This window comes from Streptomyces sp. NPDC024555, assembly GCF_055559335.1.
The window spans coordinates 130,837-144,297 of the sequence record NZ_JBVHKV010000001.1 but is presented as its reverse complement, the minus strand read 5'-3'; the positions used below and the strand labels follow the sequence as shown (position 1 = coordinate 144,297).

Genomic DNA, 13,461 nt, shown 5'->3' with positions numbered 1-13,461 from the left:
CGTGTTCGCCGGGGCCGGGCCCACCGGACCTGAGCCCGGCCCGAGTCAGCCGGGACCGGGCCCGGACCGGCTCCGCCGGGACCGGGGGTCCGCCCGGCCACCGGCACGGTTCCCGTTCCGGGAACGATTCGAGTACGCCGCCCCCGCACGGTACAAAGAGGCATGGCCGCGCACGAACAGTCCGCCGAGGAACGCCCGTCCGATCCGGACGCCCCCGACGCCCCGGGGCGGGACGACGTGGACGCGGTGACGGGCGCGGTGCTCACCGCCTCGCGGCTGCTGGTCGCGGTCTCCGCCCGCTCGCTGGCCGCCGTCGAGGACCGGGTGACGCTGCCCCAGTTCCGGCTGCTCGTCGTGCTCGCCACGCACGGCGAGGCCAAGCTCGTCGCGCTGGCCGAACGGCTCGGCGTGAACCCGTCCACCGCGATGCGCATGGTGGACCGGCTGATCGCCGCCGGTCTGGTGGAACGCCGGATCAATCCGGCCAGCCGCCGCGAGACCGCCCTCCGGGTGAGCCCGGAGGGCGGCCGGCTGGTGGCGGACGTGACCTCCGCCCGCCGCCGGGAGATCGCGGCCGTCGTCGCCCGCCTCGCCCCGGAACAGCGCACCGCGCTGATCGACGCCCTCACCGCCTTCACCGCGGCGGGCGGCGAACCGGCGGCGTCCGGGGGCGGCGCGGACGCCTACCCGCTGGGCTGGGCCCCGGACCTCCCGGCCTGACCGGGTCCGCCCGCGCCGGGAGCGACGCGGCCACGGGGAGCGGGCGTCAGGACCCGTCCTTCGACCCGGCCATTTCCTGTTCCTGGTCCGCCGTCGCGGCGGGCGCCGGAACCGCGGCCTCCGTACCCGGCTTCGCCGCCTCTGCGGTCTCTGCGGTCTCGGCGGTCCCTGCGACCGGGACGGCCGGGACGGCCGCGGCGGGCGCCGGTGCCGCGGTGCCGCGGCGCTTCTGGATCATCTCCACGACCGGCTGCGTCCAGCGCGCGGTGAGCGGGCCGACGATGACCAGGATCAGGACGTACGCGGTGGCGATGGGCCCGATGCGGGGCTCGGTCGCCACGGCCAGACCGGCGATGACGATGGAGAACTCGCCGCGGGCGACGAGCGTGCCGCCGGCCCGCCAGCGCCCGCGCGATCCGATCCCGGCCCGCCGCGCCGCGTACCAGCCGGTGCCGATCTTGGTGAAGACGGTGACGACGGCCAGCAGCGCGGCCGGCAGCAGCACCGGCGGGATCTCGGCCGGATTGGTGGAGAGCCCGAAGAACACGAAGAAGACGGCGGCGAACAGGTCCCGCAGCGGCGTCAGCAGCTTGCGCGCGCCCTCGGCGACCTCACCGGAGAGCGCGATGCCGACGAGGAACGCGCCGACGGCGGCCGAGACCTGGAGCTGCTGGGCGACCCCGGCGACCAGGACGGTCAGCCCGAGGACCACGAGGAGGAGCATCTCCGGATTGTCGGAGGAGACCGCGCGGCTGATCAGCCGGCCGTGCCGCAGCGCCAGATAGAGGACGAGGCCGACCGTGCCGAGCGCCACGAGGAGCGCGAGGCTGCCGCCCGCCAGGCCGACGCCCGCGAGCATCGCGGTGAGGAGCGGCAGATAGACGGCCATCGACAGGTCCTCGATGACCAGCACCCCGAGGATGACGGGCGTCTCCCGGTTGCCGAGCCGGCCCAGGTCCGCGAGGACCTTGGCGATGACGCCGGAGGAGGAGATCCAGGTGACCCCGGCCAGCGCCACCGCGCCCACCGGGCCCCAGCCCAGCAGCAGGGCGGCGACGGCGCCCGGTGTCGCGTTGAGCACGAAGTCGACGGCGCCGGACGGGTACTGGGTCTTGAGACTGGTGACCAGTTCGGAGGCGCTGTATTCGAGGCCGAGGAGCAGGAGCAGCAGGATGACGCCGATCTCGGCGCCCACGGCGGTGAACTCCTCGCTCGCCCCGAGGGGCAGCAGGCCGCCCTCGCCGAAGGCGAGGCCGGCCAGCAGGTAGAGCGGAATGGGGGAGAGCCCTATGCGGCCGGCGAACCGTCCGATGATGCCCAGCCCGAGGATGACGGAGCCGAGCTCCACCAGCAGTGCGGTCGTGTCGTGCACGGTCAGCCCTCCGCAATGATCTCGGCGAGGGTGTCCACACCCTCGCGCGTACCGACGGCGACGAGCGTGTCCCCGATGGCGAGCCGGAAGTCCGGCCCGGGAGACGGATGCGCGCTGTGGGTGCGCAGCACCGCCACGATGGACGCCCCGGTGCGGGTGCGGGCCCGGGTCTCCCCGAGCAGCCGGCCGCCGTACGGGGAGCGCGTCCCGAGCGGGATGTGCTCGGTGACCAGGTCGATGCCCTCGGTCCGTACGGCGTCGATCGGCGCCGCGTCGATGAGATGGGCGAGCCCGGTCGCCTCCTGTGGGGTCAGGGGTACGGAGAGGCGGCACGAATCAGGGTCGTCCTGGTCGTAGAAGCCGATGAACCGCCGCCCGTCGTGGTGGACGACCACGGAGATGTGCTGTCCCGACTCGGTGGTGTAGTCGTACTGGACGCCGACTCCGGGCAGCGTGGTGCGGTGGGTTCCCATGGCTTCCTCCCGAGGGGCGCGATTCGCCGTGATGCTTTTGGTCGTCTCTTTAGATCCGCATTACCTTATCCGGAGGCTTCCGCCGGTCCACGGGTCGGTCGCGCACATGCCGGTGCCCGGCCGGTACGGGACCGGCCGGGCACAGGATCCGTGGGGGACCGGGCGTCAGTCGCTGATCTCGATGGCGCCGTTCTGCTCGGAGGCCTCCGGCTGGGCCGGGACCGGCGGCTTCGCGGACGCGCCCTTGAGGTTGCCCAGCAGGGCGCCCAGGTCGACGCCCGTGGTGGAGCTGAGCAGCTCCATGCCCTGGGCGACGTTCTCGGTGACTGTGCGCGACAGCTGGCTGGCGCCGTCCGTCGAGATGACGGTCATCTTGTCGATGGCGCTCATCGGCTCGGCGGCCTTGGCGACGACCTGCGGCAGCACCTCGACGAGCATCTGGAGGACGGCCGCGTCCCCGTACTGCTTGAAGGCGTCGGCCTTCTTCTGCATGGCCTCGGCCTCGGCGGCACCCCGCGCGGCGATCGCGGCGGCCTCGGACTCGCCCTCGATGCGCACCGCCTCGGCGAGCGCGGAGCGGTGCAGCTTCTCGCCCTGACCGGTCAGCCGGGCGCGCTCGGCGTCCGCCTCGGCCTCCTTGACCTGCGCGATCCGGCGGGCCTCGGCCTCCTGCTCGGCCTGGTAGCGGGCGGCGTCGGCGGGCTTGCGGACCTTGGTGTCGAGTTCGCGGTCGGTCAGCGCGGCCTGCCGCTCGGCGACCTTCTCCTGCTCGGCCAGGACCTCCTGCTGGCGGGCGGCCTCGGCGAGCGGGCCCGCGGCGTTGGCCTTGGCGGCGGCCGCCTCGGTCTCGGCCTTGATCTCGGCCTGCTTGAGGTAGAAGGTCCGCTCGGCCACGGCGATCTCCTCGGCGGCCTTCAGCCGGGCCTGCTCCGAGGCCCGCCGGGCGATCGCCTCGGCGATGTCGGCCTCCTGCTTGGCGCGGGCGGCCTCCGGACGGCCGAGGTCCTCCAGGTAGGAGCCCTCGGTGGTGATGTCCTGGATCTGGAAGGCGTCCAGGATCAGGCCCTGGCCGGACAGGCTGGCCTCGGCCTCCTCGGCGACCTGGGCCGCGAAGGCGGCGCGGTCGCGGATGATGTCCTCGACCGACATCCGGCCGACGATGGCGCGCAGCGCGCCCGAGAGCACTTCCTGGGTGAAGCCGACGATGCCCTGCTGCTGCTGGAGGAAGCGCTGGGCGGCGGCGCGGATGGCGTCCTCGCTGCCGCCGACCTTGACGATGGCGACGCCTTCGAGGTTGGACTTGACCCCGCGCAGGGTGACGGCGCCGCGCACGGCGACCGGGATGTGCCGGCTGGAGAGGTCGAGGGTGAACTTCTGCTGGACGAACGGGACGACGAAGACGCCGCCGCCGACCACGACCTTCTGGCCGCTGTTGTCGATGCTGGCCCGGCCGGTCACCGGATCGATGGACTTCTTGCCGCGGCGGCCGGTGATGATGAACGCCTGGCTGGGACCCGCGACCTTGTAGCGGGTGATGACGGCGAGCGCGATCAGGACGAGGAGTACGACGACTCCGGCGACGGCGATCAGAACTGGACTCATGAGGCGGTCCCCCTCTGCCTCCCGACGGGGACGGCAGTCGTGTGGCGTCCGGCGGACCTTCTGGCGTCCGGCGGAACTACTAGCGTTCGACGGGGCGGACGGCGACCGAGGTCGTCGAGAGCGTCGCCTCGACCCAGACCTCGGCACCGCGCGCGACCGGCACCGGGCTCTTCGCGGCGAGCTTCAGGGGCTGTCCGCCGAGCCGCAGCAGCACCTCCCCGTACCCGTCGGCCGGAATGGCCGTGACCACGGAGCCCGAGGTGCCGACGAGATCCGACTCGCGCGGCGTGGCGTCGGTCTGGTCCCTCATCAGGGCCCTGCTGAACTTCCAGGTCAGCCAGGCCGCGACCAGACCGGCGAGGGCGCCGGCGGCGGTCGCGACGACGGTGCCGGCACCGGTCGTGCCGAGCACGATGGCACCGCCGAAACCGAGCATCGAGAGGAATCCGGCGACGACCGGCAGCGAGACGAGCCCGCTGAACAGCCCTTCCAGCAGCCCCCCGAAGAGCCCTTCGAGGATCCCGTCGAAGACCAGGGACAGGGCCAGCAGCACGATCCCCGCGATACCGAGACCGAGGAACACGGTCATCCGATCACCCCTCCCCGGCCCCGCGGCCCCCGCCGTACCTCCGTCGAACTGGCTGGATCGTCCCATAGCGGCGCGGCGGGGGACACTGCCGTGTCCCGGCAGTGTTCTAGCTGTTACGGATGCCGGACACTTGCTTCGCCAGGGTGTCGAGCGACTGGAACGTGGCCCCCAGCAGCGCCACGTGCTTCCACCGCAGCACGCCTTCGGGGTCGATCAGGAACACCGAGCGCCGCACCCCGATCCCGGGCGCCGCGACCCCGAAGGCCCGCGCGGTCTCCCGCTCCGGGTCGGCCAGCAGCGGCATCCGCAGCCCGTGCGCGCGGGCGAACTCCTCATGGCTGTCCACACCCTGGGGACTGATCCCCCAGACCTCCGCGTCCAGCCCCTCGAAGGTCTCCAGACCCGAGGAGTACGCGCAGAGCTGCTTGGTGCACACGGTGGTGTTGTCCCCCGGGTAGAAGGCCAGCACGAGGGCCCGGCCGCGGGCCCGGGAGAGCGTGTAGTCGCGGCGTTCGAAGGAGTCCCCGGTGAGGACGCCTCCCGCCAGGGTGAAGTCGGGGGGCGTGGTGCCGAGTTGCGGTGACGATGCCATGGTGTGCCCTTCGGTGTGCGGCGCTGGTGGACGGAGCGGCCCGTGCTCCGTACAGCATGCGCGCCCCGGGTGCGGCGCCCGCGGGCGGAGGGGTCAGCCGGCCGGGGCGGCGTAGTAGCCCAGGAACATGTCCACGCCGTGGGCGATCAGCCGGTCGGTGGCGTCGTCGTCGAGCGTGGTGCCGTACGAGCCGAAGACCAGGTGCGGGAAGACCAGCAGCGCGTACAGCTGGATGATCGCCGTGTCCAGGTCGGGGACGACGAGCCGGCCCCGGTCGGCGAGCGCGCGCAGGGCCTCGGCGACGGCTGGGTGGTGGCCCTCCGGACCGCTGCCCCGCCAGCCGTTCGCCAGCTCCGGGAAGCGGTGCAGTTCGGCGGCGACGAGCGTCCGCAGGGCGATCACGTCGGCGTTGCCCCGGACGGCCGCGACCCAGCCGCGGGCCGCCTCGGTGAGGGCGGCGCGCAGGTCGGGGGCGTCGGGGAGGGCGGCGAGCGCCGCGGCCGACGCGCCGCCGAGCGGTTCGTCGAGCGCGTCCGCGATGACCGCGGTGAACAGCGCCTCCTTGCTGCCGAAGTGGTTGTAGACCGTCACCTTCGAGACGCCCGCGTCGGCCGCGATGGCGTCCATGCCGACCCCGAACCCGTCCCGGAGGAACGCCGCGCGCGCCGCCTTCACGATGGCGGCCCGTTTGGCCTCGGCGCGGGGTCCGGTGGGGCGGGGCCTGTTCTCCATGGGGCGATGCTAACAGCGATCTGAACTGTACGGTTGAGTTCATGTGAACTGGACCGTACAGTTCATGCCATGACGCCTGACGAGATCCCGGCGCGCTCCGGCGCGCCCGCCGCCACCCCTCCGCACGGCCGTGCCCACCCCGGCCACCACGGCTCCCACCCGCCGCCGCCCGTCCTCCGCCGGCCCGGGGTGCTGCTGGCGCTGCTGTGCGCCGCCCAGTTCATGCTGGTGCTCGACGTCACCGTGGTGAACGTGGCGCTGCCCGACATGGCCGCCGATCTGCGCCTGGACCGCACCGCGATGACCTGGGTGGTCACCGCGTACACGCTCTGCTTCGGCGGACTGATGCTGCTCGGCGGCCGGCTCGCCGACGCCCTGGGAGCCCGGCGCGTCCTCCTCACCGGTCTGGCCGTCTTCACCGCCGCCTCGCTGGCCTGCGGCCTCGCCGAGAGCGCCGCCGTCCTGATCGGCGGACGCGTCGCCCAGGGCCTGGGGGCCGCGCTGCTCTCCCCCGCCGCCCTCGCGCTCGTCACCACCTCCTTCCACGGCGCGGCGCGCACCCGCGCGCTCGGCGTCTGGGCCGCGATCGGCGGCACCGGCTCCGCGGTGGGCGTGCTGCTGGGCGGCGCGCTGGCCGGGGGACCGGGCTGGAGCTGGGTCTTCCGCGTCAACGTGCCCGTCGGCCTCGCCCTGCTGGCCGTCCTCCCCGCCCTCCTGCCGCCGCCCGCCCCCGTCCGGCGCCCCGTCCGGCTCGACCTCCCCGGCGCGCTCCTCGTCACGGCGGGCACCGCCGCCCTGATCTACGGACTGGTCGAGGCCGGGGACAGCGGCTGGGGCGCCCCCGCCGCCCTGCTGCCACTGGCCGCCGCCCCCCTCCTCCACACGGCCTTCGCCGCGGTCGAGCGGGCGTCCCGCCGGCCGCTGATGGACCTGCGGATGTTCACCCGCCGCCCGGTGCTCGCCGGGGCGTTCCTCATGCTGATCGCCACCGGGCTGCTCCTCGCGTTCTTCTTCCTCGGCTCGGTCTACCTCCAGCACGGCCGGGGCTACGGGGCCCTGCGCACCGGACTCCTCTTCCTGCCCGTGGCGGTGGCCGTCGGAGCGGGCGCCCACCTCGGCGCACGGCTGGTCACCTCGGTGGGCAGCCGGGCCACCGCCGTCGGCGGCATGGTGATCGCCACCGCCGGCTGCGTGCCGCTGACCGGCCTCGACGCGCACAGCGGGGTGTACGGGACGCTGCTGCCCGCGCTCTCCGTGTCCGCGCTCGGCCTCGGCGCGGTCTTCGTCACCGCGACCACCACGGCGCTCGGCATGGTCGCCCACGAGGAGGCCGGGCTCGCCTCCGGCGTGGTGAACACCTTCCACGAGGTCGGCGGCTCCGTCGGTGTCGCCGTGGTCTCCACGGTGGCCGCGGCCGGTATCGGCGGCGCGGCCGGCACCGTGACCGGCTTCGCCGACGCCTTCCTGGTCTGCGCGGTGGCCGCGGGCGGCTGCGCCGCCGTCGCCGCCGTGCTGGTGCCCCGGGGGAAGCCGGAGACCGGCGGGGCGATGCCGCTGCACTGACACCGGGCGGGACCCTCTGCGGATGCGGGCGCGGTGCGGGCGGCCCACGATAAGGACCGGGCGGACAGGGTGTCCCGCGCCCCGCCCGGGAGGTGGACTTGCAGGCCGAAGCGCACGCCGACATGCCGTCGCCGCTGGACGCCGGGGCGCTCGCGGCGCTGCTCGACGGCACCACGGCGGGGGTGGGCGTCCTGGACACCGGGCTGCGGTACCTCTACGTCAACCCGGCCCTCGAACGGCTCAACGGCCTCCCGGCCGCCGCCCACCTCGGCCGCACCGTCGCCGATGTGCTGCCCGGGGTCGACGCCCGGGAGGACATGATGCGCGCGGTGCTGGCCGACGGACGCGCCCGCGAGATCACCTCCAGCGGCTGGACCCCCGCCGCCTCCGGCACCGCCCGGCGCTACTGGCACGGCGCCTACCACCGGCTGGAGGTGGCCGGCCGGGTCGTCGGCCTCGCCGGAATCGTCCTGGAGGTCATGGCCTCCGACGAGGAGCAGCGCCGGCTGGCCCAGGCCCGCCGCCATCTGACGCTGCTGGACCTCGCCGGCACCCGGATCGGCACCACCCTCGACATGGACACCACCTGCGCCGAACTGGTCGACCTGGTCGTCCCGGAGCTGGCCGACCTCGCGACCGTCGAGGTCTTCCCCCGCGACGTCGCCCCGCCGGTGCGCCCCGCGCCCCCGGGCCTGGTCCGGCTGCGGCGGGCCGCCGCCACGGCGGTCCCGGCGCTGAGCGGGGCGCTGGCGCGGTTCGGCGCGACCGGCGACTACATCGACTACCAGGAGGACGCGGCCGTACCGCGCTGTCTGGCGGACAACCGGCCCGTCGTCGAGAACCTCACGACCGACGTCCAGCTGGGCCGCTCGGCACCCTCCCCGGACCGGGTCGCCGCCTACCGCTCCCTCGGCATGCACTCGGCGGTGATCGTGCCGGTCTCCGTGCGCGGCGAGCCGATCGGCGTGCTGGGCCTGGTCAGGGCCGGGGACTCGCCCGTCTTCACGGAGGACGACGTGCTGATCGCCCGCGAGCTGGCCGGGCGGGCCGCCGTCGGGCTCGACCACGCGCGCCGCTTCACCCACGAGCACACCATCGCCCTGGAGCTCCAGCGCTCCCTGCTCTCCGAACCGCGCCCGCCGCACCCGCACATCGAGATCGCCACCCGCTATCTCCCGGCCGACCGCAGCGTCCTGGTCGGCGGCGACTGGTTCGACGTCATCCCGCTGCCCGACGGACGCCATCTGAAGGCCATGGGCGATGTGATGGGCCACGGCGTCGAGGCGGCCGTCGCCATGAGCCACTACCGCTCGCTGCTGCGGCTGCTGGCCGACGAGCAGCTGCCGCCGCACCGCATCCTGGAGCAGCTGGACCGGATGGTGGAGCGCTCCGGGCTCGACCGGGCGGCGACCTGTCTGCTCGCCCTCGTCGACCGGGCCGGGCAGATCTGCCAGGTGTCGAGCGCCGGCCATCTGCCCCCGGTGTTCATCGACCCCGGCCCCGGCGGTACGCGGATCGGGGACGTACCGGCCGGGCCGCCGCTGGGCACCGGCTTCGGCGGCTACCGGACGACCTCGATCGCCTGCGGCCCCGGAACGGTGCTGTTCATGTACACCGACGGTCTGGTCGAGCGGCGCGGCGAGGACATCGACGTCTCCGTCCGCAGACTCGCCGACCTGGAGCTGCCGCCCAGCGGCGCGCTGGAGGAGTTGCTGGACACGGTCCTCGACCGCTTCGGCCCCGGCGCCGAGGACGACATCGCGGTCCTGGCCTCGCGCGCGCGGAACGCCCCGCCCGGCTGAGGCGGCCGCACGGGTCCGGCGCTCCCGCCCTCACCCCACCAGGAACGCGCCCGCCGTCGCCGCGCCCAGCGCCGCACCGGCCGTCACCTGCGCGGTCGTGTGGTAGCCGAGCGCCACCCGCGACCAGCACACGGCCGCCGTCATCACGTATCCGGCCAGCCACCACGGCGAGTGCACCGCGCTCAGCAGCGCCACCGAGGCCGAGGCGACGGAGGCGTCCACGGAGATCTTCCAGACCGTGTTCACCGCCAGCAGCACCACGGTCATCGCCCACAGCGCGAGCATCGCGGTCAGGATGCCCGAGGGCGCGCCGCCCGCCACCATGACGGCCGAGCCGGCGCCGATGGAGCCGAGGATGACGAAGAAGATCGGGGCCCGCTTCGTCCGGTCGACGACATGGCGGTCGCCCCAGGTGCCGCGCCCGCGCTCCCATTCGATGTATCCGGCCGGGACGATCCCGGCGCACAGCGCGCCGAGCAGCCCCCAGAGGATCCCGGTCCAGTCGCCCGCGGCGGCCAGTCCGATGGCGAGCATCCCGCCCAGCAGGACGTTGCGGGGCTGGAAGACATCGGTCACGGTGCGGGCGACGGGGTGCTCGGCCGCGGGGCCGGCGGTGCTGTCGGTGGTCGTGGTCATGCCGGGTGCTCCTCGACGGCCGCGGGGGACTGAAGGATCCGCCGGGCGTCCTGCCCGGTGACGGTGCGGAAGGCGGCGGCGACCCGGACGAGCCGGGCGATCTCGCCGTCCTGGTCGGTGGCGTGCTGGGCGGCGACGGCGGCGGCCGGGCCCGCGGTCGCGCCCGCGCCCCGGGCCGCCAGCGCGGCCCGGATCCAGAGCGCGTCGGCCACCGGACCGGGCCCGCCGGCGGCGGTCTCGGCGGCCGGCAGGAGCGCGTCCGGCACGTAGTGGCGCAGCTTCTCCACCGCGTCGGCGATGTCCGCCGCCCAGCGGTCGACCCGCAGATCGGCCGGGGTCCCGAACCGGGTCAGCTCGCGCAGCAGCGGCCGCGGGGGCTCGAAGGGCTGCTCGGGGAAGGCCGTCATCAGCTCGTACCAGAGGGGGTGCAGCCGGGCCTGGGCGCGCCAGAGCTTCGCGCGGCGCGCGACGTTGTGGCAGGCGGGCACGGAGGCGCCGACCGCGAAGAAGGCGAACAGCACGAGCTGGGCGGCCTCGGTGATCTCGTCGAAGCGCAGCGCGAACGCCTCGCCCGGCCGGTCCACGACGCTGATCCACAGGAACAGCGTCCGGCTGACGGTGTAGCCGACGCCGATGAACATCGCGAACGTCATCATCCCGAGCCCCACCCGCAGATGGAGCCGTCGGGCGCTCCCGGTGGCCAGCGCCCACTGGTAGGCGCAGACGGCGGACGCGGCCCCGAGGTAGAGGTAGAAGACCGTCATGTAGAGCGTCGCGCCCCACTGTCCGGCGTGGTCGGCGACGAAGCGGTCCGAGGGGGTGGAGCGGTCGACGACGGTGAAGAAGAGGACGGTCAGCGCGGCGAGCGTGGCGACGGAGGCCTTCGTCGCGACCTGCTGGATCAGCCGGGCGAACCGCACATGGCGGGGGACGTCCCCGGCGTCCGCGTAACTTCCGTAGATCGCCACGATGTAGCTGAGGATGGCGAGGATCGCGACGGTCGCGGTGTAGTGCTTGATGAGGACGGAGAGATCGGTGACCGGGCTGTCGTTGAGCCCGATGCGCACGATGCGGGTCTTGGTCCAGAGCGCGGCCGCGAATCCCGCGTAGCAGCCCCAGAGCGCCCGGCGCCGCCGGTCCTCCTCGTCGCCCCACAGGGCGGCCGGCATGCGCCACAGGGCGACGGCGGTCATCAGGCCGGCTATGAGGTAGCCGGCGGCGTCGAGCGGGGTCACGGCAGGGGTCCTTGGGGTGGGGGGACGGGGAGGGGCCGGCGGGTCAGGACCGGCGGAAGAACCCCCGGCGGCGGTGGGCGACCGGCCGTGCGAGCGAGTTGGCGAGCCGTCCCACCATGTCGTCGCTCGTCACGTCCCGGGCCATCCGGGGGATGAGCGAGGCCCCGAGTTCGGCCATGCGCTCGTCGTGGGTGTCGTACTGCGCGCGGGCCTGCACCGCGTCCGGGGCGAGCACCGCCTCCGGCCCGACGACCCGGGCGATCAGCGAGGTGTCGAAGACGGGCAGCAGCCGCCGCAGTTGCTCGGCGTCCAGCGAGGCGCCGTGGTCGAACCACTCGTGGCACAGCTCGTGCAGGATGACGTGCTGGGTCTGGTACGCGGTGGGGCGCCGGCGGAAGAGGACGAAGCTGGTCCCGCCGGCCTTCAGCCGCAGCCCGCACGCGGTGTTGACGCGGGCGAGCCGGTCGGGCATCTCCTGGAGCACGATGGTGCGGCCGGTGGCCTCCGCCATGTTCGCCACCAGCCCCTCGACGGTGAAGGGGAAGGGAAGCGGCAGACCGGCCAGCCCCGCCTCGCACTCCTTCCTCAGTTCACGCATGCACGAACCCTAGTCCTCGGGGCCGTCCGGGGTCTCCCGGTCCTTCGCGTCCTGGAGGAGGTCCAGGGCGAACTGGAGCAGTTCGGGCGGAAGTCCGTCCTCGTCGAGGCCCCGGCCGGCGATCCCGCTGATCTCCCCGGTCCGCCGTTTGGCGAGGAACTGGAGCCCGGCGACGACGTCGTCGACGACCTCGGACTCCTCCTTGAAGAACCGCCAGTCCACCCCGAAGCCGAGCCCGAGCGCCTTGAGGATGTCCTCGGACGGCTGGGTCACCTTGCCGGCCAGGATGTTGGAGAAGTAGCTGTGGGAGAGGGAGCCGCCGCGCTCCCTGACCAGGTCGGCGAAGACCCGGCCCGAGATCTTCCGGCCGGGAAAGGTCTTCTCGACCATGTACTCGACCTTCTGCCGCAACGTCCGCAGCTCCGGCGCGCGTTCCCCGCCGCTGTCCATCCGGCCCCCCACGTTCCCGTCCACCGCGCGGGCGCCCGTCCGGCCGTCCGCGCTGCTCGTTTCGGTCAACGGGCTCGTACTGTAACCAACCCGCGGGCTCGGTCGGCCGCCCGGGAACCCTGGCGGGACACCGTAGTGGGATGAAGTGGAGCATGTCGCTCCGGTGCTCGGAGCGGGCTTGCGCAAACACTCTACGTCACTGTTAACTCGAAAAAACATGGGCAGGGGACCACGAGGGGAGTCCCTTGCCCATGAAGACGTATGCGCGGGTGCCCCGGAAGACGTACGCGCGCGTGCCCGGGAGGTGTGCGCGCGGGCCCGTCCGGGGGAAGAGGGCCCGCGCGCACAGGGGTGTAGCCCTTCACGACGGGGGATGCGTGAAGGGCTACCTCTGCATTATGGCCCCTGGTCAGGCAGTCATCAACTGACCCGCCGGTCAGTGCCCTTGGTACGTGTCCCGGCCCGGCGCCGCCGGCCGCGCCCGCCGGACCGCCGCACCGCCGGGAAATGCGCCTTCGGCGCCCCCGTCGAATTCTCCGCGGGGTGCGGACGGAAATGATGGTCCGACCGGTCCGTCGCAATTACATGCCGCGCTTGTTCGGATTCATCGTGCTACCGTGGATCTCAGTTGCAGTTGTGGTTCCCGATGACGTCGGTGCTTCTCCCGGAGAAATGGCCCGGTGAGTGCGCTTCTGTATTTCCGGTTCATTGTCCGGACGGGGTAATCATCGCGACGACGTGGGACCTGCACGGTGCGGGTTCCCGGGCTCTGCCCCAGAAGGAGTAGAAACATGGCCAGCGGTACGGTCAAGTGGTTCAACGCGGAAAAGGGCTTCGGCTTCATCGAGCAGGACGGCGGCGGCGCCGACGTCTTCGCCCACTACTCGAACATCAACGCCACCGGCTACCGGGAACTGCAGGAGGGCCAGAAGGTCTCCTTCGACGTCACGCAGGGCCAGAAGGGCCCGCAGGCGGAGAACATCGTCCCCGCGTGAATCCTATGGCACCGGCGCTCCGGCGCCGCGTGGACATTCACGGCCGGGTCCCGCACCACAGGTGCGGGACCCGGCCCGTTCGCGTATTCCGAAGGGCCGTTC

At 73.5% G+C, this 13,461-nt stretch carries 14 protein-coding genes; 4 read left to right on the top strand and 10 right to left on the bottom strand.

From position 1 onward, the window contains the following. Positions 1-162 precede the first annotated feature (162 nt). Positions 163-720: a MarR family winged helix-turn-helix transcriptional regulator gene (locus tag ACZ4FH_RS00645; RefSeq protein WP_467301419.1), complete on the top strand. Its 558-nt coding sequence runs from the start codon at positions 163-165 to the stop codon at positions 718-720. A 46-nt stretch (positions 721-766) separates the two neighbouring features. On the opposite strand, the gene ACZ4FH_RS00640 is transcribed toward ACZ4FH_RS00645, so the two are convergent. From ACZ4FH_RS00640 to ACZ4FH_RS00615, 6 genes are all read right to left on the bottom strand, one after another. Then, positions 767-2,092 carry a cation:proton antiporter gene (locus ACZ4FH_RS00640; RefSeq protein ID WP_467301418.1) on the bottom strand — a complete coding sequence of 442 codons (1,326 nt, stop codon included), beginning with the start codon at positions 2,090-2,092 and terminating at the stop codon, positions 767-769. A gap of 2 nt (positions 2,093-2,094) precedes the next feature. Then, positions 2,095-2,565 (bottom strand): cation:proton antiporter regulatory subunit, encoded by a 471-nt coding sequence (locus ACZ4FH_RS00635; protein WP_450681420.1) that lies wholly within the window; start codon positions 2,563-2,565, stop codon positions 2,095-2,097. 165 nt (positions 2,566-2,730) lie between these two features. Continuing rightward, complete coding sequence (locus ACZ4FH_RS00630) at positions 2,731-4,167, bottom strand: flotillin family protein (RefSeq protein WP_467301417.1); 1,437 nt, start codon at positions 4,165-4,167, stop codon at positions 2,731-2,733. A 79-nt stretch (positions 4,168-4,246) separates the two neighbouring features. Then, positions 4,247-4,756, bottom strand: a complete 510-nt coding sequence (locus ACZ4FH_RS00625) for a hypothetical protein (RefSeq protein WP_467301416.1) — start codon at positions 4,754-4,756, stop codon at positions 4,247-4,249. A gap of 106 nt (positions 4,757-4,862) precedes the next feature. Then, positions 4,863-5,348, bottom strand: coding sequence for a peroxiredoxin (locus tag ACZ4FH_RS00620; protein ID WP_467301415.1), 486 nt, complete (start codon positions 5,346-5,348; stop codon positions 4,863-4,865). Between the two features lie 93 nt (positions 5,349-5,441). Continuing rightward, positions 5,442-6,080, bottom strand: coding sequence for a TetR/AcrR family transcriptional regulator (locus ACZ4FH_RS00615; RefSeq protein ID WP_467301414.1), 639 nt, complete (start codon positions 6,078-6,080; stop codon positions 5,442-5,444). A gap of 69 nt (positions 6,081-6,149) precedes the next feature. Here ACZ4FH_RS00615 and ACZ4FH_RS00610 point away from each other — a divergent pair, with 69 nt between their 5' ends. Both ACZ4FH_RS00610 and ACZ4FH_RS00605 read left to right on the top strand, forming a co-directional pair. Further along, positions 6,150-7,643 (top strand): MFS transporter, encoded by a 1,494-nt coding sequence (locus ACZ4FH_RS00610; protein ID WP_467301413.1) that lies wholly within the window; start codon positions 6,150-6,152, stop codon positions 7,641-7,643. A 122-nt stretch (positions 7,644-7,765) separates the two neighbouring features. Then, a complete protein-coding gene (locus tag ACZ4FH_RS00605) occupies positions 7,766-9,445 on the top strand; it encodes a SpoIIE family protein phosphatase (protein WP_467301721.1) in 1,680 nt (559 codons plus the stop codon). A gap of 30 nt (positions 9,446-9,475) precedes the next feature. Here the strand turns inward: ACZ4FH_RS00605 and ACZ4FH_RS00600 are convergent, their stop codons facing one another. From ACZ4FH_RS00600 to ACZ4FH_RS00585, 4 genes are read right to left on the bottom strand one after another with little or no spacing between them, the layout of a single operon-like run. Continuing rightward, on the bottom strand, positions 9,476-10,081 hold the full coding sequence (locus ACZ4FH_RS00600; protein ID WP_467301412.1) for a hypothetical protein: 606 nt from the start codon (positions 10,079-10,081) through the stop codon (positions 9,476-9,478). Next, positions 10,078-11,316, bottom strand: coding sequence for an MAB_1171c family putative transporter (locus ACZ4FH_RS00595; RefSeq protein ID WP_467301411.1), 1,239 nt, complete (start codon positions 11,314-11,316; stop codon positions 10,078-10,080). The genes ACZ4FH_RS00600 and ACZ4FH_RS00595 overlap by 4 nt, the downstream gene beginning before the upstream one ends. Positions 11,317-11,359: 43 nt before the next feature. Next, a complete protein-coding gene (locus ACZ4FH_RS00590) occupies positions 11,360-11,914 on the bottom strand; it encodes a toxin (RefSeq protein WP_383630977.1) in 555 nt (184 codons plus the stop codon). A 9-nt stretch (positions 11,915-11,923) separates the two neighbouring features. Next, positions 11,924-12,364, bottom strand: coding sequence for a hypothetical protein (locus ACZ4FH_RS00585; RefSeq protein ID WP_383632096.1), 441 nt, complete (start codon positions 12,362-12,364; stop codon positions 11,924-11,926). Positions 12,365-13,155: 791 nt separating this feature from the next. Between ACZ4FH_RS00585 and ACZ4FH_RS00580 the strand changes: the two genes are divergently transcribed. Further along, positions 13,156-13,359: a cold-shock protein gene (locus ACZ4FH_RS00580; RefSeq protein WP_383630974.1), complete on the top strand. Its 204-nt coding sequence runs from the start codon at positions 13,156-13,158 to the stop codon at positions 13,357-13,359. Positions 13,360-13,461: the final 102 nt, after the last annotated feature.

What these genes read in the sequence shown, in the direction of transcription:
- ACZ4FH_RS00645 (WP_467301419.1), top strand. Translation starts at nt 163, where the DNA reads ATGGCCGCGCACGAACAGTCCGCCGAGGAACGCCCGTCCGATCCGGAC.
- ACZ4FH_RS00635 (WP_450681420.1), bottom strand. Translation starts at nt 2,565, where the DNA reads ATGGGAACCCACCGCACCACGCTGCCCGGAGTCGGCGTCCAGTACGAC.
- ACZ4FH_RS00630 (WP_467301417.1), bottom strand. Translation starts at nt 4,167, where the DNA reads ATGAGTCCAGTTCTGATCGCCGTCGCCGGAGTCGTCGTACTCCTCGTC.
- ACZ4FH_RS00625 (WP_467301416.1), bottom strand. Translation starts at nt 4,756, where the DNA reads ATGACCGTGTTCCTCGGTCTCGGTATCGCGGGGATCGTGCTGCTGGCC.
- ACZ4FH_RS00620 (WP_467301415.1), bottom strand. Translation starts at nt 5,348, where the DNA reads ATGGCATCGTCACCGCAACTCGGCACCACGCCCCCCGACTTCACCCTG.
- ACZ4FH_RS00615 (WP_467301414.1), bottom strand. Translation starts at nt 6,080, where the DNA reads ATGGAGAACAGGCCCCGCCCCACCGGACCCCGCGCCGAGGCCAAACGG.
- ACZ4FH_RS00610 (WP_467301413.1), top strand. Translation starts at nt 6,150, where the DNA reads ATGACGCCTGACGAGATCCCGGCGCGCTCCGGCGCGCCCGCCGCCACC.
- ACZ4FH_RS00605 (WP_467301721.1), top strand. Translation starts at nt 7,766, where the DNA reads ATGCCGTCGCCGCTGGACGCCGGGGCGCTCGCGGCGCTGCTCGACGGC.
- ACZ4FH_RS00600 (WP_467301412.1), bottom strand. Translation starts at nt 10,081, where the DNA reads ATGACCACGACCACCGACAGCACCGCCGGCCCCGCGGCCGAGCACCCC.
- ACZ4FH_RS00590 (WP_383630977.1), bottom strand. Translation starts at nt 11,914, where the DNA reads ATGCGTGAACTGAGGAAGGAGTGCGAGGCGGGGCTGGCCGGTCTGCCG.
- ACZ4FH_RS00585 (WP_383632096.1), bottom strand. Translation starts at nt 12,364, where the DNA reads ATGGACAGCGGCGGGGAACGCGCGCCGGAGCTGCGGACGTTGCGGCAG.
- ACZ4FH_RS00580 (WP_383630974.1), top strand. Translation starts at nt 13,156, where the DNA reads ATGGCCAGCGGTACGGTCAAGTGGTTCAACGCGGAAAAGGGCTTCGGC.